We start from the raw sequence: 22,421 nt of genomic DNA, 5'->3' as shown, positions 1-22,421 counted from the left end.
CTTTTCCCGCGTGCCTGCTGGAGGCATCTGTGAAACGTCCCGCCCGCGTCAGGGCGTTGTTCGCGCTCGCCGTGATCGCCGTGTCCGTGTTCGTCGCCGTCACCGTTCCGGTCCGTCTGGGCCTGGATCTGCGGGGCGGCACCCAGATCGTGCTGGAGACCCGTTCCACCGAGACCGTGAAGGCCGACGGGGAGGCCACCGACCGCACCCTGGAGGTGCTGCGCGGCCGTGTCGACGCGCTCGGCGTCGCCGAACCGGGCATCGTCCGCTCCGGGGACAACCGGATCATCGTCGAGCTGCCCGGCGTACAGGATCCGCGCAAGGCCGCCGACGTCCTCGGCCGTACCGCGCAGCTCTCCGTCCACCCGGTGCTCGGCGTCGCCACCGGGTCCGACGAGCCGCAGGAGAAGGGCGAACGGCTACTGCCCGACGAGTCCGGCGAGCGGCTCCGGCTGGGCGCCGCGTCGCTCACCGGCCAGGACGTGAAGGACGCCGAGGGCCTCTTCGACCCGCAGAGCGGTGCCGGCTGGCACGTCACCGTGGACTTCGAGGACGGCAAGGGCTGGGCCCGGCTGACCGGTGAGGCCGCCTGCAACCCGGCGGGTGACCCGAAGCGGCGGGTCGCGATCGTGCTCGATGACAAGATCATCTCCTCGCCCCAGGTCGACCCGTCCGTCGCCTGTGGCGCGGGCATCACCGGCGGGTCCACCCAGATCACCGGTTCCTTCACCAGCGACGAGGCCAAGGAACTCGCCCTGCTGGTCAAGGGCGGCGCCCTGCCGGTGCCGGTCGAGACGGTGGAGCAGCGGACCGTGGGTCCGACGCTGGGCGCCGAGGCCATCGAGGCGAGCGCCTGGGCGGCCGTCGTCGGCACCTCCCTGACCGCGCTCTTCATCATCGTCGTCTACCGGCTGATGGGCGTTCTGGCCACGCTGGCCCTGCTCTGCTACGGCCTGATCTCCTACGCCGGTCTGGCGGCCCTCGGCGCGACCCTCACCCTGCCCGGTCTCGCCGGTTTCGTGCTGGCCATCGGTATGGCGGTGGACGCCAACGTGCTGGTCTTCGAACGGGCCCGGGAGGAGTACGGCAAGCGCAACCGGCCCAGCGGCCGCTCGGCCCTGACCGCCGGTTTCAAGGGCGCGTTCAGCGCCATCGCCGACTCCAACGTCACCACGCTGATCGCGGCGGCGCTGCTGTTCCTGCTCGCGTCCGGTCCGGTGAAGGGCTTCGGTGTCACGCTGGGCATCGGTGTCCTCGCCTCCATGATCAGCGCCCTGGTGATCACCCGGGTGCTCGCGGAGTTCGCGGTGGCCCGCCGCTGGGTGCACCGCCGTCCGAAGGTCACCGGTCTGGCCTCCATCGGCCGGGTCCGTACGTACCTCACCCGCCGCGATCCGCAGCTGATGCGGCGCCCGCGCCGCTGGCTGGCGGTGTCCGCCGTGGTGCTCGCCGTCGCGGGCGCGGGCATCGTGGTGCGCGGGCTGAACTTCGGTGTGGAGTTCACCGGCGGCCGGCTGATCGAGTACTCCACCGGCAGCGCCGTCGACCCGGACCGGGCCCGGAAGGCGCTGGCCGACGCCGGCTTCCCGCAGGCGGTCGTGCAGTCCTCCGGCGACGACAGGCTGACAGTGCGCACCGAGGAGCTGACCAACGCGGAGGCGGTCGAGGTGGCCGACGCCGTCGCGGAGGTCGGCGGCGGGGCGGAGAAGGTCCGTGACGAGCTGATCGGCCCGAGTCTCGGCGACGAGCTGCGGCGCAACGCGCTGATCGCGCTCGGTCTGGCGCTCGGTGCCCAGCTGCTGTACCTCGCCGTGCGGTTCCGCTGGATGTTCGGTGCGGGCGCGGTGGCCGCCCTGGCGCACGACGTGGTGATCCTCGCCGGCGTCTTCGCCTGGCTGGGCAAACCGGTCGACGGCGTGTTCCTGGCCGCGCTGCTCACCGTGATCGGTTACTCGGTGAACGACTCGGTGGTGGTGTTCGACCGGATCCGCGAGCTGTGGCGCAAGGACGGCAAGGCACCGCTGGCGCAGGTCACCAACCAGGCGATCCTGCAGACGGTGCCCCGTACGGTCAACACCGGTATCGGTGTGATCTTCATTCTGGCCGCGCTGGCCCTGCTGGGCGGCGACTCGCTCACCGACTTCGCGCTCGCGCTGCTGATCGGCATGCTCGTGGGCACGTACTCGTCGGTCCTGACCGCCTCGCCGCTCGCCGTCGAGCTCGGCGCGTACGCCGGTGGCGGAAAGGGCGGCCGGGGTCGTGGCCGGGGCGGTTCCGGGCGAGCCGGGTCCGGCGCCGCGGAGCGCCCGGACCGGACCGGGGCCGCCACACGGGCACGGTAGGAGCGGGCCGAAGGGGCGGGCGGAGGAGGCGGGCCGCCCGGAGGTGGTCCGCCCCCTCCGGGCGGCATCATCCCTACGCCACCACCGCCTCCCCCGGCTGCCGTTCGAACTGGGTGCGGTACAGCTCGGCGTAGCGGCCGTCGGCGGCCAGCAACTGCTCGTGCGTGCCGCGTTCCAGGATCCGGCCGGCCTCGACGACCAGGATGAGGTCGGCGGCGCGGACGGTGGACAGCCGGTGGGCGATCACCACCGCCGTCCTGCCTTCCAGCGCCTCCGTGAGCGCCTCCTGCACGGCCGCCTCGGAGGTGTTGTCCAGGTGGGCGGTGGCCTCGTCGAGGATGACCACGCGCTGGCGGGCCAGCAGCAGCCGCGCGATGGTCATCCGCTGGCGTTCACCGCCGGAGAGCCGGTAGCCGCGTTCGCCGACCACCGTGTCCAGGCCGTCGGGCAGGGACCGTACGAGGGTGTCGAGGCGGGCCCGGCGCAGGGCGTCCCACAGGTCGGGCTCGCCGGCGTCCGGCCGGGCCAGGAGAAGGTTGGCGCGGACCGTGTCGTGGAAGAGATGACCGTCCTGGGTCACCATGCCGAGAGTGGCGCGCAGGGAGGCGGCGGTCAGGTCGCGGACGTCGACGCCGCCCACGCGTACGGCGCCGGAGTCGACGTCGTACAGCCGTGGCAGCAGCTGGGCGATGGTCGACTTGCCCGCGCCGGAGGAGCCGACGAGGGCGACGGTCCGCCCGGGTTCGGCGCGGAAGGAGATGCCGTGCAGGACTTCGTCGCCGCCGCGCGGGTCGAGGGAGGCGACCTCCTCCAGGGAGGCCAGGGAGACCTTGTCGGCGGACGGGTAGCCGAAGCGGACGTCGTCGAACTCGACGGAGACCGGGCCCTCGGGCACCTCGCGCGCGTCCGGCTTCTCCCTGACGACCGGCTCGAGGTCCAGGATTTCGAAGACCCGCTCGAAGCTGACCAGCGCGCTCATCACCTCCACCCGTGCCCCGGCGAGCGAGGTGAGCGGCGCGTACAGCCGGGTGAGCAGCAGCGCCAGCGCGACGACGGCGCCCGGCTCCAGGGTGCCGCCGAGGGCGAGCCGGCCGCCGAGGCCGTAGACCAGGGCCAGGGCGAGGGCGGAGACGAGGGTCAGCGCGGTGATGAACACCGTCTGCGCCGTGGCCGTACGGACGCCGATGTCCCGCACCCGGCGGGCGCGCAGCGCGAACTCGGCGGACTCCTCCTCGGGACGTCCGAACAGCTTGACCAGGGTGGCGCCGGGCGCGGAGAACCGCTCGGTCATCCGGGTGCCCATGGCCGCGTTCAGGGCGGCGGCCTCGCGCTGCATTCCGGCCATGCGGCGGCCCATGCGGCGGGCCGGGACCACGAACACCGGCAGCAGGACCAGCGCGAGCAGGGTGATCTGCCAGGACAGGGTGAGCATCACGGCGAGGGCGAGGACCAGGGTGACCAGGTTGCCGACCACGGTGGACAGGGTGTTGCTGAAGGCCCGTTGGGCGCCGATGACGTCGTTGTTGAGACGGGAGACGAGCGCTCCCGTACGCGTGCGTGTGAAGAACGCGACCGGCATCCGCTGTACGTGGTCGAAGACCGCGGTCCGCAGGTCGAGGATGAGTTCCTCGCCGAGGGCGGCCGACAGTCTGCGGCCGAGTACGCCGAGGACCGCCTCCACGACCGCGATCAGCGCGATGAGCAGCGCCAGCCGGACGACCGTGGCCTCGTCGCCAAAGGAGACGATGGTGTCCATGACGCGCCCGGCGAGCACGGGGGTGGCGACGGCGAGCGCCGCGGTCGCCGTGCCGAGGAGTACGAACAGGGTCAGGCGGCGGCGGTGCGGGCGGGCGAAGGCGCCGATGCGGCGCAGTGTCGCCCTGCTGAGGGGGCGGTGCTCGTCCTCCGCGGTCATGACGCCGCGCAACTGTGTCCACGCTGTGGTCTCCATGCTCATGCATACGAAGGTAGGACCTCAAGCATGATTGAGGTCAAGGGCGGCCCGCCCCCGCTCCCCCGGCCGCTGCCCAGCCGTAAGCGGGCGTCCGGGCCGGTGCAACCCGCCGTTGGCGCGCGGCGGTCAGGCTCGGTGGATGTGACGGGGACGATCCGCCGGATCCTGATGGTGTTGCCGCTGCTGCTCGTGACCGTGGTCGCGGTGCGGCACCGGTCGGTGCTGGCCGAGGGTTTCGGCCAGTTGGGGACCGCCCGGTGGCCCTGGCTGCTTGCCGCGGCCGGCGCCACCTGTCTGACCTGGGTGGCGGCCGCCTGCACCCGGCAGGGCGCGGTCCCCGAACGGCTGCCCGCGCGGCGACTGCTGGCCACGCAGTTCGCGGCGGGCGCGGCGAATCATCTGCTGCCGACGGGGTTGGGCGCGAGCGCGGTCAATCTGCGGTTCATGACGGTGTGCGGGCTGTCGCCGGCCCGCTCCTCGGCCGCCCTGGCGCTGTATCTGCTGGCGGAGTCCGTCGGCCGGGTGGGGCTGCTGGGGGTCCTGCTCGTGGCGTTCCCCGGTGCACTGCGGGTCGGTTCCCTGCTGCCCGAGGGGGCGTTCGGTCCGCTGCTGCTCGCGGTCGGCGCGGCGGTGGCCGTCGCGGCGGGCGTGCTCGTGGCCGTACGGCGGCTGCGGCGGGCGGTGGGCGCGTTCCTGCGGACGGCGCTGGGCGAGGCGCGGTCGGTGCACGCGCTGCCCGCCCGGGCGCTGGCGCTGTGGGGCGGGGCGCTGGTCTTCCCCGCGCTGCAGGCGGCCGCGCTGGTGCTGGTGGGTCTGGCGTTCGGGCTGTCGGTGCCGCCGGCGCACATGGCGGTGGCGTATCTGGCGGCGACGGTGGCGGTGGCGCTGGTGCCGACCCCGGGCGGGATCGGCTCGGTGGAGGCGGCGCTGGTCGTGGCACTGGTGGCGGTGGGCGGGGCCGCCGCGACGGCCACGGCGGTGGTGCTGGTGTTCCGGGTCATCACGGTGTGGCTGCCGCTGCTGCCGGGGGCGTTGACCCTGGGCGCGCTGGTGCGGCTGAAGGTGATCTGACCGGCGGGTTCCGGTCCTCGGTCCGCGCACGGACCCGTGCCACCGGGCGTGGTACGAACTGCCCTGCGGAATACGGCAGGATGAGCGATCGCGCCGGCCGCGGGTCAGGGACGGCCGGCGCGACGTACATCCCGTAGAACTCGAACAGGTGACGACACGTGACACGACTTCACATACGGCCGTCGGCCAGGGCGTTCGCCGGGGGTGAGCGGTGACCCGCGCGCTCACCGGCCACGACCTGGTGTACGCCGGCATCGCCCTCGCGGCCGGGCTGCTGGCGGCGTTCCTGCTGCGGATGCTGCTGCGCTGGCTGGGCCGGCACGCGGACCGCACCCGCTGGCACGGGGACGACGTCCTGGTGGACGCGCTGCGCATGATCGCGCCGTGGGCGGCGATCGCGGGCGGTGCGGCCACCGCGGCGGCGGCGCTGCCGCTGACCCGGACCGTGCAGCACAACGTCAACCAGACGCTGACGCTGATGGTCATCTTCGCCGCGACGATCTCGGCCGCCCGGGTGGTGGCGGGGCTGGTGCGCTCGGTCACCCAGTCCCGCTCCGGTGTCGCCGGCTCGGCGACCATCTTCATGAACATCACCCGGATCCTGGTCCTGGCGATCGGTTTCCTGGTGGGACTGCAGACGCTGGGCATCTCCATCGCCCCGATGCTCACCGCCCTCGGCGTCGGCGGCCTGGCGGTCGCGCTGGCACTGCAGGACACGCTCGCCAACCTGTTCGCGGGCATCCACATCCTCGCCTCCAAGACCGTGCAGCCCGGGGACTACATCCAGCTGAGCAGCGGCGAGGAGGGATACGTCGAGGACATCAACTGGCGCCAGACGACCGTCCGCAACCTGTCCAACAACCTGGTGGTCATCCCGAACGCGCAGCTCGCCAAGACGAACATGACCAACTTCATGCGTCCCGAACAGCAGCTGACCATCCTGGTGCAGGCCGGGGTGTCGTACGACAGCGACCTGGAACAGGTGGAGCGGGTCACCATGGACGTCGTCGCCGAGGTGATGACGGAGATCACCGGCGCCGTGCCGGAGCACGAGCCCGCGGTGCGTTTCCACACCTTCGGGGACTCCCGCATCGGCTTCACCGTCATCCTGGGCGTCGGCGAGTTCAGCGACCAGTACCGGATCAAGCACGAGTTCATCAAGCGCCTGCACCGCCGCTACCGCGAGGAGGGCATCCGCATCCCGTCGCCGGCGCGGACGGTGGCGCTCCAGCAGGGCTCCGTGGTCTTCCCCCAGCAGCGCGCCACGGACTCCGCGCCGGACTCCGCGCCGGACGACATGACCACCACCCGGCCGATCTGAGCCCACCGTCCCGGGTGATCTCCCGCCGCGCCGGAAGGACCGTGGCGGGAGCAAGGGTCCGCCTTCCGGATCTTGCCGGAGTCGCGGGGCCTGGCACGCGCTCCCCCACTGCCTGAAAGGCGTGGGTGGTACCCCCGGCGGCGTTGTCGTCGGTTGTCGGGGCTCCGCCCTGGCGCCCTCCTCCGCCTTGCAGCTGCACGCACCCGACCCCGCTCGGCTCGGCTGCAAGGTGCCGTCGCCCGGGGCCGGCCCGATCCGGAAGACAGACCCTGGCCGGAAGTCGGCGCGGACCCCTGTCGAGCCCCGGTCGGTCACGAGATATCTTGATGTCGAGCAATGTTGCAGACGTGGAGCGGAGCACCCGGTGACTGACTCGACCATCATCTATACGCACACTGACGAGGCCCCGGCCCTGGCGACGTATTCCTTCCTGCCGGTGGTCCGGGCGTACGCCTCGCAGGCGGGTGTCACCGTGGAGACGCGTGACATCTCGCTGGCCGGGCGCATCATCGCCCTGTTCCCGGAGTACCTGGCCGAGGACCAGCGCATCCCGGACGCCCTCTCGGAGCTCGGTGAGCTGGCCAAGACGCCGGCGGCCAACATCATCAAGCTGCCGAACATCTCGGCGTCGATCCCGCAGCTCAAGGCCGCGATCGCCGAGCTGCAGGGCCAGGGCTACGCACTGCCGGCCTACCCGGACGACCCGAAGACCGACGAGGAGCGGGAGATCCGCGCCCGCTACGACAAGGTCAAGGGTTCCGCCGTGAACCCGGTGCTGCGCGAGGGCAACTCCGACCGCCGTGCCCCCGCCTCGGTGAAGAACTACGCCAGGAACCACCCGCACCGCATGGGCGCCTGGACCGCCGAGTCGAAGACCAACGTCGCCACCATGGACGCGGACGACTTCCGCTCCACCGAGAAGTCGGTCGTCATCGCCGAGGACGGCGCGCTGCGCATCGAGCTCAAGGGCGACGACGGCACCACCACCGTGCTGCGCGAGTCCGTGCCCGTCCTGAAGGGCGAGGTCGTCGACGCCTCCGTGATGCGCGTCGCCGCGCTGCGCGAGTTCCTGACCGCGCAGGTCGCCCGCGCCAAGCAGGAGGGCGTGCTGTTCTCGGTGCACCTGAAGGCGACGATGATGAAGGTCTCCGACCCGATCGTCTTCGGCCACGTGGTGCGCGCCTTCTTCCCCAAGACGTTCGCGCGGTACGGTGACAAGCTCGCCGCGGCCGGCCTCACCCCGAACGACGGCCTGGGCGGCATCTACAAGGGCCTGGAGGCCCTGCCCGAGGGCGCCGAGATCAAGGCGTCCTTCGACGCGGAGCTCGCCGAGGGCCCGGCGCTGGCGATGGTCGACTCCGACAAGGGCATCACCAACCTGCACGTCCCCTCGGACGTCATCGTCGACGCCTCCATGCCGGCCATGATCCGCACCTCCGGCCACATGTGGGGCCCGGACGGCCAGGAGGCCGACACCCTGGCCGTGCTGCCGGACTCCAGCTACTCCGGCGTCTACCAGGCCGTGCTCGACGACTGCCGGGCCAACGGCGCCTACGACCCGTCCACCATGGGCTCGGTGCCGAACGTCGGTCTGATGGCGCAGAAGGCCGAGGAGTACGGCAGCCACGACAAGACCTTCGAGATCCCCACCACGGGCACGGTCCGTCTGGTCGACGGCAACGGCGACGCGGTCCTCGAGCAGGCCGTCTCCGCCGGTGACATCTTCCGCGCCTGCCAGACCAAGGACGCCCCGATCCGCGACTGGGTGAAGCTGGCCGTCACCCGCGCCCGCGCCACCGGCGACCCGGCGGTGTTCTGGCTGGACGCCACCCGCGCCCACGACGCCAACCTGATCGCCAAGGTCGAGCAGTACCTGCCGGAGCACGACACCGAGGGCCTGGACATCCGCGTCCTGTCCCCGGTCGAGGCGACCAAGCTGTCGGTGGAGCGCATCCGCCGCGGCGAGAACACCATCTCGGTCACCGGCAACGTGCTGCGCGACTACCTCACCGACCTGTTCCCCATCCTGGAGCTGGGCACCAGCGCCAAGATGCTGTCGGTCGTCCCGCTGATGGCGGGCGGCGGCCTGTTCGAGACGGGCGCCGGCGGCTCCGCGCCGAAGCACGTGCAGCAGCTGGTCAAGGAGAACTACCTGCGCTGGGACTCGCTCGGTGAGTTCTTCGCGCTGGTGCCGTCCCTGGAGCAGTACGCCGAGGCCACGGGCAACGCCCGTGCCAAGGTCCTCGCCGACACCCTCGACCGCGCCACGGCGACCTTCCTCAACGAGGACAAGTCCCCGACCCGTCGCGTCGGCGGCATCGACAACCGCGGCAGCCACTTCTACCTGTCGCTGTACTGGGCGCAGGAGCTGGCCGCGCAGAGCGACGACGCGGACCTGGCGAAGGCGTTCGCGCCGCTCGCCGAGACGCTCACCGCCAATGAGGCGAAGATCGTCGAGGAGCTGAACGCCGTCCAGGGCAGGCCCGCCGAGATCGGCGGCTACTACCAGCCCGACCCGGCCAGGGCCGCCGCGGTCATGCGCCCCTCCACCACGTGGAACGAGGCGCTGGCGTCCCTGAGCTGACGCGAGCAGCCCGCACGCTCCGCCCCGGCCGGCCCCGCGCCCGGCCGGGGCGGAGCCGTCTGCGGGGTGGCGTTGTCAGTGCCGTGTGGCACCTTGATCATGTCGTGCACCACCGAGAACGCCCCTGGAGCAGCCGTATGACCGATGTGCCGTCCTCCTTCGAGTTCGTCTCCGGTGATCCGGACTCCCCCGTGATCCTGCATGTGCCGCATTCCGCCCGGGAGATACCGGGGGACGTGCGGGCCGGGATCGTGCTGGACGATGCCGGTCTCGAGCGGGAGCTGGACCACATCACCGACTCGCACACCGCGTCGATCGCCGAGGCGGCGGCCCGGGCGGCCGGGGTCGCGCCGTGGCGGTTCGTGAACCGGCTGTCGCGGCTGGTCGTCGATCCCGAGCGGTTCCCGGACGAGCGGGAGGAGATGCTGGCCGCCGGCATGGGCGCGGTCTACACACGGACCACGCACAAGGACGTGCTGCGGCCCGGCGGGTTCGACGCCGAGCCGCTGATCGAGCGGTACTTCCGGCCGTACGCGCGGGCGATGACGGAAGCCGTCGCCGACCGGCTCGCGGCGACCGGGCGGGCCGTGGTCATCGACGTGCACTCGTATCCGAGCGCGCCGCTGCCCTACGAACTGCACGGCGACGGGCCGCGGCCGGAGGTCTGCCTGGGCACCGACTCCTTCCACACCCCGCCCGGGCTGCTCGCCGCCGCCCGCGAGGCGTTCGCGCCGTGCGGGGAGACGGGGCTGGACAGCCCGTTCGCCGGGACGTACGTACCGCTGGAGTTCTACGGCGAGCGGGCGGAGGTGTCCGCCCTGATGGTGGAGATCCGCCGGGACACCTACATGACCGAGCCGGGCGGGCCCGCCGGGCCGGGGCTGACCCGGCTCGCGTCGGCGCTCGCCGCGCTGATCGACGCCGTCTCCGCCTGACCCGGCCGACCACGACGCGGACGCTCGCCGTCCCCTTCCGCCGGGGACGGCGCACCCGGTACGTCCGGCCCGCCCCCCGGTGGGCTCAGGCGCGGAGCCATTCCGTCACGACCACGTCCGCGCCGGTGCGCAGGCGCAGGGCGAAGGGGCCGGAGGGTGGGGTGGCGGTGGTGAAGCGGCCCAGGTCGTCGGCGGTGAGCGGGGCGGTGGTCTGCGGGCCGCCGAGTACCTCGACGCGGGCCGGCTGGGGCGGCAGCACCTGACCCATCAGGCCCTCCGCGGTCACCTCGACGTCCAGCGTCACCTCACCGGCGGTGAAGGTGAGCATGCGCGGCACGTCCGTCGCGCCCCTGACCGGGATGGCGTCGACCAGCGAGTCGAAGGTCAGCTCGGCCACGCGGGCGTCGAGGTCGTGCAGCGCGTAGGCGTCGACGGCGATCTGCAGCAGGGCAGGAGGCAACGGGTCCAGGACGGCCGCCGCCTGCCGGAGTTCCTCCTCCAGCAGCCCGTCGTCGAATTCCGCGTCGCCGGTCATGTCGTTCACGTCGTCCCCCGTGCCTCGAGCCGGGTCCGCAGCCGGCGCAGACAGCGCTGGCGCAGCGGCCCGATGCTGCCCACCGCGATGTCGAGCGCGGCGGACACCTCCTGATAACTGGGCGGCGGTGAGGCGATCAGCACCCGCAGCAACTGCCTGCACCGCTCGCCCAGTTCCTCGAACTCCTGCCACAGCCGCCGCACGCGTTCGCTCTGCGCCGCGGCCTCCTCCGCCTCCAGCAGCGACTGCTCCGGCGCACCGTCCTCACTGACCCGGTCCAGCAGCTGCGGATCGTCCGTCAGCATCAGCCGGCGCGCGTTCCTGTGCACCTTCAGGCACTCGTGCCGCGCGGTACTGGCCAGCCAGGAGCCCGTCTTGTCGGGTTCCCGGATCCGCCCCAGGTGCTGGGCGAAACGGAACCACACGGTCTGGTAGACCTCGTGCGCGTCGGCGTCGGAGAGCCGGTGCGCGCGCACCACGGACCACACCAGCGGGCCCAGCCCTTCCACGATCGCCTTCCAGGCCGCCGCGTCGCCGTCGACAGCCGACCGGACCAACGCGCCGACTTCAGTACGCTCCACGGTCCCACCCCTCGTGTACGGCACGTCATCGTACGCCGTGGAGGGGACTGTTCCGGTCCTCATGCCCGTGCCGGGGGCGGTGAGACCTGCACGGGGCGCCAGGTGGGCGGAAGGAGCGCCGGGACGTGCGCCCCGCGCACTTGCGCGTACTCGGTGGTGGCGTCGAGCAGTTGCCGGCGGGCCTTGCGCGGGTCGGTCTCCGCCTGCGCGGTCATGTGGGCGGCGACCATGCCGACGGCGACGGGGGTGGCGAACGAGGTCCCGCTCCACTGGGCGAGTCCCTCGAACATCACCTGGTCCGGCTTGCCGGAGCCGCCGTCCTCGCTCAGTACGCCGGTGTGGCGCGGGTGGTGGCAGGTGCAGGCGTAGGTGAATCCGTAGCGGCAGGCGTCGTAGGTGGAGTGCTGGTACACGTACGGGACGGGGGTCTCGAATCCGGTGAGGGCGCTGGTGAGCCGCTCGCCGGGGGCGTAGGCCTTCACCCAGCCGCCGTGGTTGCTGAAGCAGGCGCCGAACTCGCCGTCCCCGCGCAGCGCGCCGACGGACAGCACCGCGTTCTCGTAGCCGGGCAGATCGGCGTAGGCGGCGGGCCAGAAGGGGGTGGCGCTGGCGTTGTTGCCGGCGGCGGCGACCAGCAGGGTGGGCCGCTCGCGCAGTTCCCGCATGAAGGCGTCGACGCCGAGGAGCCCGTCGGTGCGGCCGTTGGAGGTGCCGGCGGAGAGGCTGATGACGTCGGGCCAGCCGCCTTGGTCGACGGCCTCGAAGAGCTTCTCGCCGAACTCGGACTCCAGGACGGCGCCCGCGTCGTTCAGCGTGCCGCGGACGGTGATGTCGGTGCCCGGGGCGACGGCCGCGACGAGTCCGGCGATGAACGTACCGTGCCCGCAGTACTGCTGGAGGACCCCGTCGCCGTCGCACTCCGCGACCTGGGCGTCGCCCCGGGTGTACGCGAGCGGCGGGTAGGAGCGGTGGTCGTGCATGAGGCCGGTGTCGATGACGAGCACGCCGACGGCGGTGTCCGGGTCGTGCGCGGCGTCGGCGACGGCCGGGTTGGGCTGCCCGCCGCGCGGTACGGGCACGGGTTCGTCGCCCGGACAGGCGTTGACCGCGATCGACACGACGTGGTTGCGGCTGATCAGCCGGTGTCCGGCGCGCCCCTCGGTCGCCGAGAGCGCGCGCAGCGCCCCCGCGACCGCCGGGTCGCCGCTGCCGTCGCCCTGGCCGGGGTCGGCGACCCGGATGCGGGTGATGCCGGAGCGGTTGGTCTCCGGGCTCGTCCGGCGCACCTGGTCCGGGGTGAGGCCGGCGAACGTGGTGAAGTGCTGTCGCACGGTGTCCTCGACGACGCGGGCCTCCTCGCCGTCGCGGGCGAGGACCACGCCCTTCTCGTAGAGGAACTCGCCCGCGTCGTCCGGCCCCATCGCCAGGGGGACGTCGGGCATCGAGCGCTGGATCTGTGCGAACTGCTCGCGGAATCGCTGTGGTGCCATGCGTGTCCTCCACTGGTGCGACGGCGGCCGGTGCCGCGGAGCTGTCGTGTATGCAGAGCCGCGGAGCGGGTGTTTGATACAACGTCATATCTGTGAGGCGTGGTTGCGGACCACTACCATCGTGGGGTGACAGCCGGAAGCGACACGGTGCTGGAACTGCTGCCGATGGTGTTCGCCGCCCCGGGTGAGGCGCTGGCGAGGGCGGAAGAGGTGCTGGGTGACCGTCCACCACCCCTGCACGCCTCCGTCGCCCATCAGGTGATCGGCATCTGGCAGCGGGACTTCGGCGACATGCGGCTGGCCCTGACCCATCTGCGCCGGGCCCGGGCCTGGGCGGCGCGCGCGGACTCGGCCGAGCGGGAGGCGGACGTCCTCGCCACGCTCGGGGTCGCACTGGTGCACGCGGGGCGCACCCGGCAGGGCATGGACGCGCTGGGGCGCGGCGTCGAGCGCGGCACCGGACACACCCGCGCGCGGGTGCTGTTCCGCAGGGCGTACTCGTGGTGGGTGCTGGGCCATCACAAGGAGGCCCTGGAGGACGTACGGCGGGCCATTCCCGTACTGCGGCAGGCCGAGGACGTGATCTGGACGGCGCGGGCGCTGACGTTGCGGGCGACGGTGCATCTGGCGCTGGGCTCGGTGGAGCGGGCGGACGCCGACTTCACGGCGGCCGAGGCGCTGTGGGACACCACCGGCCAGGAGCACGACAAGGCGGACGCGGTGGAGAGCCGGGGGCTGGCCGCGTTCCGTTCCGGCGACGTCCCGGCGGCGCTGCGGCTGCTCGACGAGGCGGAGGAGCGGTACGCCAAGCTCGGCACGCCGACGTTCATGCTGAACATCCGGCGCTGCGAGGTGCTGATGGCGGCCGGTCTCGCCGCGGAGGCGCTGGCCGAGGCGGACGCGGCGCTCCGGGCGCTGGACGGGATCGGCGGGCAGTCCACGCGCAGGGCGGAGCTGCTGCTGGCCGCCGCGCGGGCGGCCCGGCTGGCCGGCGAGCCGGGGACCGCGATCGCCCGCGCGGCGCTCGCGGTACGGCTGTTCGCGGGGCAGCGGCGCACCTGGTGGGAGACGCACGCGCGGCTGGTGCTGATCGGGGCCCGGCACGCGGCCGGGCGCGGTTCGGGCCGGCTGGTCGCGGACGCGGCGGCGGTGGCGGAGAGGCTGGCCGCGCTCGGTGCCCCGGCCGCCCCGGAGGCGTCCCTGCTCGCGGGCCGGATCGCGCTGGACCTGGGCTGGACGGCGGACGCGGAGCGGCATCTCGCGGTCGCCGCGCGGAGCAGACACGGCGGGCCGCCGCTCGCGCGGATGACGGGCTGGGCGGCGCAGGCGCTGCGCGCGCGGTCCGCCGGTTCCGCGCGGGGCGTGCTGGAGGCCTGCCGGCGCGGTCTCGACGTGCTCGACGACCACCGGATGACACTGGGCGCCTCGGAGCTGCGGGCCCGCGCCACCGCGCAGGGCGCGGAGCTGGCCGCGCTCGCCCAGCAGGCCAGCCTGGTCTCCGGCGGACCGCGGCGGCTGCTGGTGTGGAGCGAGCGCTGGCGGGCCACCGCCCTGTCCGCACCGCCCACCCGGCCGCCCGCCGACCCGGCGCTGCTCAGCGGTATGACCGCCTACCGGGAGATCGCCGCCCGCGCGGAGGAGGCCCGCATGGAGGGCAGGCCCGTGCCGGCGCTGGAGCGGGAACAGCGGCGGCTGGAACGGGAGATCCGCTCCCGGACGCTGCACATCCGCGGCGAGGCCCCCGGCGACGGGGACCGCTTCGACGTCGGCCGGCTGCTCGCGCGGCTGGGCGACGGCGACGACGGACAGCTGGTGGAACTCGCCGTGCTCGACGGGCGGGTGCAGGTGCTGCTGTGCGGGCAGGGGCAGGTGCGGCGGTTCGAGGCCGGGCTGCTGGCGGCTGCGGAGACCGAGGCGGAGCACGTGCAGGCGGGGCTGCGGCGGCTGGCGCATCCGGGGGCGCAGGCGCGGCTGCCGGTGGTGGAGGCCGCGGGCCGCCGGCTGGAGGAGCTGCTGCTCGGTCCGGCCGCGGCGCACCTCGGTGACGGCCCGGTGGTGATCGTGCCGCCGGGGCGGCTGCACCGGGTGCCGTGGGCGCTGCTGCCCTCGCTGCGGGAGCGGGTGCTGAGCGTGTCGCCGTCGGCGAGCAGCTGGCTGCGCGCGAAGGAGACGGCGCCGCCGCCCCGGGACCGCCAGGTGCTGGTGCGCGGTCCGGGTCTCGCGACGGGCGGCGCGGAGGTGTCCGAGCTGGCCGGCCGCTACGGCGGTGCGACCATCCTGGAGTACGACGACGCGACGGTGCCGCGCGTGCTGCGGGAGCTGGACGGGGCGGGGCTGGCGCACATCGCCGCGCACGGCACGTTCCGTGCGGACGGTCCGCTGTTCTCGTCCCTGCGGATGGCCGACGGGCCGCTGATCGTGCACGACTTCGAGCGGCTGGACCGCAGCCCGTACCGCATCATCCTGTCCTGCTGCGACACCGCGCGGTTCGCCACGGTCGGCGCCGACGAACTCCTCGGCCTGGTCACGGCGTTGCTGCCGCTGGGCACGGCGGGGGTGGTGGCGTGCAGCGCCCCCGTCAACGATGCGGCGGCGGTCCCCCTCATGGTGGCCCTCCATACGGGCCTCGACACGGGCCTCTCCCTGGCGGAGGCCCTGCGCGATGCCCGCGCCGCGCTGCCACCGGACGCCTTGCACCGGGCGACGGGCTGGGCATTCACCGCCTTCGGGGCGGCGTGATCCCGCCGTGGGCGGCTGCGGGTGAGTCGTGGCTGCTCGCGCCCCTTGAGGTGGGTCGGCTGCACCACCCTGAAGGGGCGCGGGGAACTGCGCGACCAGCCACCGACCACCCGCAGCCGCCGACGAAACAGGACTCCCGAGCTGTCAGGCGATCTGACGGGGCACGGTGGCCCCCAGCCGGGTGTACGCCCCGTACAGGTGATTACCCACCGTGCGAACGGAAAGGGTGAGGCGCTCCGCGATCTGCCGGTTGCTCAGGCCCGCCGCGGCCAGCATGACGATCTGCCGCTGACGCGCGGTGAGTTCACCCATGACCAGGCCCTCGAGGGCCGGCGTACGGGCGTCCTCGCAGCGGCGTGCGAGAGCGACCGCACGCGTGCGCGCGGTACGGGCGGCGTGCGGTTCCCGGTGGGCGGAGACGGCCTGCGCGTGCGCCTCCGCGGCGAACAGCAGGAAACCGCGCCGCTCGAACTCCTCACCCACCCGGTCCAGTGCGGGCCCGTCGGCCCGCGCGAGGGCGTCGGCGTGGTCGGCGAAGACGCCGGTGAGCCGGCCGGCTGCCTGTTCGGGGGTGCCGAGGCGCACGGCGCCGTACGGGTCGCCGTACGCCTCGGGAGTCCCTTCCGCGAGGGTGAGTTCGGTGCGGCAGGCCGGGTCGGCGGGGACGGTGCGCAGGCCCTCGCGTGCCCATGCGGCCGCCTCCCGGAGTGCGCCGCGCAGCCGCGCGTACCGGGCGCGCAGGGCCGCGTACCCGGCCGGGACCGGCGCCCCCTCGCCCACGAGCCAGTCTCCGACGGGGGCCGGGACCGCCGTCACGTCGGCCCGTTCGATCCGCCGGGTCAGCTCCGCCGACTCGGCGTCCAGGGCGGGGGCGCAGTCCCCGGGTGTGCGGGCGAGCCGGCGGGCGCGCAGCCGGCCGGCGGCGGCCCGGAGGATCGGGCCGTGCAGGGGATGGGCGAGGCGGATACCGCCGTGGTCGTCGACGTGGACCAGGCCCGCGGTCTCCAGGCGTTCCAGGACGGTGAGGTCGAGGCCGTCACTGTCGCCGTCGAGCGGCAGGGGTTCGGCGAAGGCGAGGCGGTCGAGCGTCTCGCGCTCCCCGGGGCGGGCACGGTCCAGGAGGTGGGCGGTGCGTTCACGTACGGCCGGGGTCAGTGGCAGCGGGCCGCGCCATTCCCAGGTGCCCCGGCCCCCGGTGAGCCGGCCGTGTGCGCGTACCGCGTCCAGGAGGTCCCGCAGCAGCCGCAGGTCCCCGTCGCACAACCGGTGCAGCCGGTTCGCGGTGAGCGGCTCCGGGGTCGGGTCCGCGCCCGCCGCGAGCAGTCGCGCGGTGTCCTCCCGGGGCAGTGGCGGCAGGGCGAGGCGGGGCAGCAGCTCCCCGGTCCACAGCCGGGACACGGCGGCGGGCACCGGCTCGCCGTCGGCGACGACGACCAGCAGCCGGGTGCGTCCGTGCACGGCGAGCTGGTGGAGCAGGGCGGCGGAGGCGTCGTCGAGCAGATGGGCGTCGTCGACGAACAGCGTGCGCACACCGGAGAGTTGCCGCAGGGCGTGGTGCAGGGTGACGGGTTCGGGCAGCAGCGGGGCGAAGGCGGCGAAGGGCAGGTGCCGGGTCTGCGGCGTCCCGGTGACACGGGCGCGGTCGGTGCCCCGCATCGCCTCGGTGACGAGCCGGGTCTTGCCCCGTCCCGCCGCTCCGGTCACCACGATCCCCCGCCCCGCGCCGGTCAGCGGGCTTCGTACCAGGTCGAGTTCGTCCTCCCGGCCGGTGAACGTCCAGGGCGGCCGAAGGGTCGTCGCGTCCTTCCCGTTCGGCTCGTACCGCCCGGTGGCATCCCGTCGCGAAGTCGTCACGAGAACAGGAGCACGGCTACTCAAGCCTGATACAGGGGCGCTTGAGCAGACTCCGACTCAGGTGCCCGGCCCCACCGCACGGCAGCCTGTGATCCATGACCGCTCGCCACTGCTCGCTGCCGCCGCAGCCGGCCCCCGCGTACCCGCCGGGCCTGGCCGCCGAGCGGCTCGGCGCGCTGATCGGCGGGCGGCGGCTGTGGGTCAACGGCACCGTGCTGCACTACTGCTTCTTCGACGGCGACACCGAGGGGTCGGAGATCGCCGTTCCCGGGACCGGGCGGACCCGGTGGGTCCCGTGGGGCGGGGCCAAGGAGCAGCAGGACGTCGTGCGCGAGTGCTTCGAGGAGTGGCGGGGACTCGGGGCGGGCCTGACGTTCACCGAGGTCCGCGACCGCACCGAGGCGGAGCTGCGCATCGGGTTCCAGCTCGGTGAGGGCACCTGGTCGGCCGTGGGCAGGGACGCGCTCCGCGTCGGCGTGCACGAGCGCACCATGAATTTCGGCTGGGACCTGACCGCACCGGGCGAACACGCCACGGTGCTGCACCAGATCGGGCACGCGCTGGGCATGCTGCACGAGCACCAGAGCCCGTACGCCGGTATCCACTGGGACGACGAGGCCGTGTACGCCGAGCTGGCGGGCCCGCCGAACCACTGGAGCCGGGACAGGACGTACCACAACATCCTGCGCAGGCTCGGCCCGGACGAGGTCAACGGCTCCGTCTGGGACCCGCAGTCGATCATGCAGTACACGTTGCCGCCGGGGCTGATCCTCGAGCCGGAGCAGTACCACGGGGGTGTGTACCCGCCCGGCGTCCTCTCCTCCGCCGACAGGGAGTTCGTGCTCCGCCGGTACCCGCCGGCCGATCCGCCGCGGCCACCCGCGCTGGTGCCGTTCCGTTCGGTGCCGCTGGGTCTGGGCCCCGGTGAGCAGGCGGACTTCCGTATCGATCCGCCGGAGACCCGCGACTACACGGTGGGCACCTTCGGCGAGGCCGACCGGGTCGTCGTGCTCTTCGAGGAGCGGGGCGGGGAGCCCCGCTTCCTCGCCGGCCACGACGACGGCGGCACCCCGCACAACGCGGCCGTCGCGGCCCGGCTGGTCAAGGGCCGCCGCTATTACGTCCGTGTCCGCCTGTACTCCGCGTGGGGTCCGGGCGAGACGGCGGTCATGTGCTGGTAACGGCACACGACGGCCGCCCGCGGAGATCCGAGCCACAGTCCGGCGCCGGGGGAGCGGCCGGGGACGTCACCTTCGGGGGAGGGTGGCGTTCCCGGCCCACGCCACACCTGGTGTTCACACGGCATCCGTGCCGGCCGACGACGACCGCGGCCGGACCCGGCGGCGAGGGGCAGCTGTCATCGACGACGCGTCGCGCGGGAGGGTCCCGGCGGGCGACGGCGGCAACGGTGCTTCACGTTGCGGGTCGTACCGTGCGGGTGAAGAGTGGAATTATATCGGTCCTGTATCACCCGATCCACATTTCAATCTCTTCGCAGTGCCGCCCGTAAAAGGGCAGGCCACGCGGGGGAACCACAGCACGAGGCCAACCGCATCTGGAACCCTCATGGCCAGGACCACCCGGCGACATGTATCCCGCACTGTCAGCGCATCCGTCGTGGCTGCAACGCTTGCGTTTCCCGCAAGTCTGACGACTGCCGCGGCAGCATCTCACACCGGCGACGGAATCACGGTGGGAATACCCGCTCAGACGACGCCTCCTCCGCCCACTCCACCGGCAGAACCTTCGCCCCCGGATCCTCCGCCGACGGAACCGAGCGCCCCTTCGGAAGAGACGGAACCGACGGAGCCGAGCGCCCCTCCGGAGGAGACCGAACCGACGGAACCGACGGAACCGGCAGAACCGACGGAACCCGGTGATTCCCCGACGAGTGAGGGCGAGGAACAGGACGGAACACCGGACGAGGACCAGTCGACCGCATCCGAAGAAGAACCGGATCGGACGACTCCCGAGCCCACCGTGGAACAGAAGGAGGAAATTGAAGAAGTAACCGAAGTGTTGGCCCAGGAAACGGAAGAGGCTCCCGAAGAGCTCACGCCGAGTGTGACGCAGTTGACCACCGTCCTGCAGGCGACCGAGAAGCAGGAGATACCACCGCAGGAGAGGGAAGGGGTCATCGGGAGCGCGAAGGAGATCGCTGCCGCACTGGAAGTGATCAATGACTCAGGGACGCCTCCCGAGGTGCGGAAAGAACTGATCGTGATCGTGAAGCAGATGGTTTCCGCGCTGAAATCGGTCAGCGCTGCGGGAGCTCCTCCCGAGGAGCGGTCCGCTGTCGTCCTGACGGTGCAGAGGTGTACATCCGTCCTGGATCTGATCGGCGACCCCTCGACATCGCGGGAGCTGAGGGAGCATCTGGCCAACAGCATCAAGCAGCTGTACCGCGTGCTGATGTGGAGCACGGGCGCGAAGCCGGTGCCGGACGGAAGCGCGGCCAGGAGCGGAATCAGCGCCGCGCAGCAGTCCCGCCAGGACGCGGCGACGATAGGCGTCGCACTGGAGACGATCGGCCGGTCCGAGACATCCGACGGGGACCGGCACGGTCTCGCGGAGACGGCGGACGAAGCCAGTTCGTCACTGCAGGACAGCAGTGATCCCAGGGTGTCGGACGAGGACCGGGAGGAGGCGCGGCGAAAAGCGGACGAGCAGCTCGCCCGGTTGAACGAGCAGATGAAGAAGACCGCCTTCGCTCAGGGCCTGCCGGACGTACCACTCGGCAAGGCCGCCGAAGTCTGCACCAACGCCCTCTTCAAGTCCGTCCCCGACCGCACTCTCACCCGGGGCATCGAAGAACTGTCTCCCGCACGGTGGGACGCCGAAGGGGTGAAGGACTACTGGAAAGCCAGGGAATCCGGATCCGACTCCCTCGACGTCCAGGCCCAGCTGCAGAACAACGAGTACGACAACGCCCCGTTCGACGTCGCACCGCTCGTCACCGGGCTCGCCGCTGTCGTGCCGGCCGGCAGGCTGTTCGGCACCGTCGGCGTTCCGGGCCTTCACTGCCTGCAGTCGGCTCGGCAGCTCGACCGTCAGGGCGTGGAAATAGAGACTTGGCTCCAGATGGTCGAGGAGGAAGCGTAGAAGGAATCCGGCCCCGGTCAGCCTGCCGCCTCCCCCAACAGCTTGGCGACGGGTACCTCCATGTCGGCGTAAGTCGTCGAAGCGCCGTATCTACCCACGTCCCTTCTTTCCTTCGCGCGGTCGATCATGCCCTTGAAGTGAAACGACGAAATAGAATACAGCGGCCTTTCCCTGGGGGACCAGACCGCCGTCACATATCTCGGTTTGCGCGTCACGTTGACAAGGTTGTTGTTGTGCCGCACCCTGCCATGGTAGTAAAGTTCTTCCCCGCATTTTTTGGGAAGGCAATAGTACCGCCCCTCCCTCTTGTCCCATGAACGGTGCGCGCGCCGAAATTCCGTCACGTCGAGCTTCCCTCGGTCCTTCCTCATGTACGTGATCTGCAGGAAAATGTTCACCGTGTCGAACTCGGTGTCTATCGGCATCTGGAACACACGCTCCATGGCGTATTCCTGTCCGACATCGAGCGAGTCACCTGGGCGATAGAATTGGCCACTGCTTATCGTGGTGAATCCGAGTTGACCGACGTAACGTTCGGCTTCCCCTTCGGTCCCCTCGTCCAGACTCCTTCTCCACTCCTCCAGCCGGTCCTCACCGTCAGAATATTCAGCGATTCTTCCGTACACCGCGTAGTCATCGTTGATGATGTAGACCGGAATCCCTCCGGCGTTCTTCATGTAAAGCTTCAGCGGGACATGCACGAACGGATTCCTGTGATCGGCCCGAGCCTCGCCGAATTCCGCTTTCAAAATGAAGTGCATGGGAGCCGCCGAGGGCTGGTACATGGTCGAATACGCCAGACTCACGGCGCTCATGAGTGCGGTGGCGACCACACCGGCCGCAAACGTCCTGGGAATCGGGATACCCTGCCAGGCCCTCTCCCGGACAAGGAGCCAGAGCGCCCACAGGGACCAGCACAGAAGGGGCATGAAGACCAGCAGATAGGGCGTGTATTCCTTTTCGTCGAACCACATGAAGAGAAGAAGCCCTTCAGTGGCCGCCGTGATGATGACTCCCAGGAGGACGACAGCTCCGGAACTTTTGTACCGCCGTGTCCCCCAGTAGTCGAGCACCGCGAGCACTGCCACGCCCTGCACCATGCCGGAGATGAGGATCAGGGACCCGCTTATTCGTTGCGCGAAAGTGAGGGCACCGACGGCATCCGGCCATCCGATCACTACGTTCAGGATCACGGAAGCGAGCATTCCCGTCATCATCAGCACGAGGACCGTGTGCCTGCGCCGAGCGCGGTCGGGCCACGTCCCGCTGTCCCCTCCGCGCCACCGCACGGACGCCGGGTCCTCCAGGTCCATGTCCTCCGGATAACCGAGGCGACCGAGCATTTCCCGCAGCTGGGTCAGTGACCAGGCACTGCCCACCGGCTTCCCGTCCACGACGACACGGCGAAGACCTCGACGGTCCGGAGCCTCGACGATCACCCATGGACGGATACTCATGGACCCAGACTCAGGCCCGGGCCGGAGCCCCGCATGCGGGGCTCCCCCGTTCGGTGGCCCCTACACGATTGAGGGCCTTGCCTCACGAGGTGAGGCAAGGCCCTGAGCCGGGCCGACGGCCCGTTGCACGTCGGGACGACAGGATTTGAACCTGCGACCCCTTGACCCCCAGTCAAGTGCGCTACCAAGCTGCGCCACGTCCCGATGCGGTTCGCGCGGGTGGACCGCGTGATCACGCAGGTCAACAGTACCGCATGTACACGGTGGCGTCGGGACGCGAGGAGCGTCGACTCCGTACGGCGGGGCGGCGGGGCGGCGGGGCGGACGAGGGCCGGACGGGGCGCGGCCGAGCGCACCCCTGCCCCACGCACAGTGCCTCCGCGCCCCCTGGAATTCGCCCAAGGGATGCGGGGGCACTGTGCGGGCGATCCGCGCTCAGCCGGCGGTGGCCAGTTG

General features: G+C 72.0%; 14 protein-coding genes and 1 tRNA gene. 8 read left to right on the top strand and 7 right to left on the bottom strand.

Annotation, left to right across the window (positions count from 1 at the left end; all coding sequences use genetic code 11):
* The first annotated feature begins 29 nt into the window (after positions 1–29).
* Complete coding sequence (gene secD, locus ACFXAE_RS22345; RefSeq protein ID WP_384717583.1) at positions 30–2,342, top strand: protein translocase subunit SecD; 2,313 nt, start codon at positions 30–32, stop codon at positions 2,340–2,342.
* Between the two features lie 73 nt (positions 2,343–2,415).
* Here secD and ACFXAE_RS22340 read toward each other — a convergent pair whose 3' ends face one another.
* The gene (locus ACFXAE_RS22340; protein WP_384717580.1) at positions 2,416–4,299 is read right to left on the bottom strand and encodes an ABC transporter ATP-binding protein; all 1,884 of its coding nucleotides are present in this window, start codon (positions 4,297–4,299) and stop codon (positions 2,416–2,418) included.
* A gap of 168 nt (positions 4,300–4,467) precedes the next feature.
* Between ACFXAE_RS22340 and ACFXAE_RS22335 the strand changes: the two genes are divergently transcribed.
* From ACFXAE_RS22335 to ACFXAE_RS22320, 4 genes are all read left to right on the top strand, one after another.
* Positions 4,468–5,367 (top strand): YbhN family protein, encoded by a 900-nt coding sequence (locus ACFXAE_RS22335; protein ID WP_384717636.1) that lies wholly within the window; start codon positions 4,468–4,470, stop codon positions 5,365–5,367.
* 211 nt (positions 5,368–5,578) lie between these two features.
* Positions 5,579–6,688 (top strand): mechanosensitive ion channel family protein, encoded by a 1,110-nt coding sequence (locus ACFXAE_RS22330; RefSeq protein WP_384717577.1) that lies wholly within the window; start codon positions 5,579–5,581, stop codon positions 6,686–6,688.
* A gap of 364 nt (positions 6,689–7,052) precedes the next feature.
* Positions 7,053–9,272: an NADP-dependent isocitrate dehydrogenase gene (locus ACFXAE_RS22325; protein ID WP_384717575.1), complete on the top strand. Its 2,220-nt coding sequence runs from the start codon at positions 7,053–7,055 to the stop codon at positions 9,270–9,272.
* 137 nt (positions 9,273–9,409) lie between these two features.
* Complete coding sequence (locus ACFXAE_RS22320; RefSeq protein WP_384717573.1) at positions 9,410–10,207, top strand: N-formylglutamate amidohydrolase; 798 nt, start codon at positions 9,410–9,412, stop codon at positions 10,205–10,207.
* Between the two features lie 85 nt (positions 10,208–10,292).
* Here the strand turns inward: ACFXAE_RS22320 and ACFXAE_RS22315 are convergent, their stop codons facing one another.
* Genes ACFXAE_RS22315 through ACFXAE_RS22305 form a run of 3 tightly spaced genes read right to left on the bottom strand, consistent with a single transcriptional unit; the run spans position 10,293 to position 12,813 of the window.
* Entirely contained in the window at positions 10,293–10,742 is a 450-nt protein-coding gene (locus tag ACFXAE_RS22315) for a hypothetical protein (RefSeq protein WP_384717633.1), read from the bottom strand.
* Positions 10,743–10,747: 5 nt separating this feature from the next.
* Positions 10,748–11,323, bottom strand: a complete 576-nt coding sequence (locus ACFXAE_RS22310) for an RNA polymerase sigma factor (protein WP_384717570.1) — start codon at positions 11,321–11,323, stop codon at positions 10,748–10,750.
* 59 nt (positions 11,324–11,382) lie between these two features.
* Complete coding sequence (locus tag ACFXAE_RS22305; protein WP_384717567.1) at positions 11,383–12,813, bottom strand: S8/S53 family peptidase; 1,431 nt, start codon at positions 12,811–12,813, stop codon at positions 11,383–11,385.
* A gap of 165 nt (positions 12,814–12,978) precedes the next feature.
* Between ACFXAE_RS22305 and ACFXAE_RS22300 the strand changes: the two genes are divergently transcribed.
* Entirely contained in the window at positions 12,979–15,552 is a 2,574-nt protein-coding gene (locus ACFXAE_RS22300; protein ID WP_384717630.1) for a CHAT domain-containing protein, read from the top strand.
* A 144-nt stretch (positions 15,553–15,696) separates the two neighbouring features.
* Here the strand turns inward: ACFXAE_RS22300 and ACFXAE_RS22295 are convergent, their stop codons facing one another.
* Positions 15,697–17,406 carry a LuxR C-terminal-related transcriptional regulator gene (locus ACFXAE_RS22295; protein WP_384717564.1) on the bottom strand — a complete coding sequence of 570 codons (1,710 nt, stop codon included), beginning with the start codon at positions 17,404–17,406 and terminating at the stop codon, positions 15,697–15,699.
* A 95-nt stretch (positions 17,407–17,501) separates the two neighbouring features.
* On the opposite strand from ACFXAE_RS22295, the gene ACFXAE_RS22290 reads away from it, so the two are divergent.
* Both ACFXAE_RS22290 and ACFXAE_RS22285 read left to right on the top strand, forming a co-directional pair.
* Positions 17,502–18,587, top strand: coding sequence for a M12 family metallopeptidase (locus ACFXAE_RS22290; RefSeq protein WP_384717561.1), 1,086 nt, complete (start codon positions 17,502–17,504; stop codon positions 18,585–18,587).
* Between the two features lie 799 nt (positions 18,588–19,386).
* A complete protein-coding gene (locus tag ACFXAE_RS22285) occupies positions 19,387–20,508 on the top strand; it encodes a hypothetical protein (RefSeq protein ID WP_384717559.1) in 1,122 nt (373 codons plus the stop codon).
* A 17-nt stretch (positions 20,509–20,525) separates the two neighbouring features.
* Here ACFXAE_RS22285 and ACFXAE_RS22280 read toward each other — a convergent pair whose 3' ends face one another.
* Positions 20,526–21,947: a Yip1 family protein gene (locus ACFXAE_RS22280; RefSeq protein ID WP_384717556.1), complete on the bottom strand. Its 1,422-nt coding sequence runs from the start codon at positions 21,945–21,947 to the stop codon at positions 20,526–20,528.
* A 148-nt stretch (positions 21,948–22,095) separates the two neighbouring features.
* Positions 22,096–22,169 (bottom strand) — tRNA-Pro (locus ACFXAE_RS22275).
* Between the last annotated feature and the right edge of the window lie 252 nt (positions 22,170–22,421).

This window comes from Streptomyces sp. NPDC059454 (assembly GCF_042749965.1).
Taxonomy (GTDB): domain Bacteria; phylum Actinomycetota; class Actinomycetes; order Streptomycetales; family Streptomycetaceae; genus Streptomyces.
The sequence above is the reverse complement of the archived record's forward strand: the minus strand, read 5'-3'. Positions and strand labels throughout refer to the sequence as shown.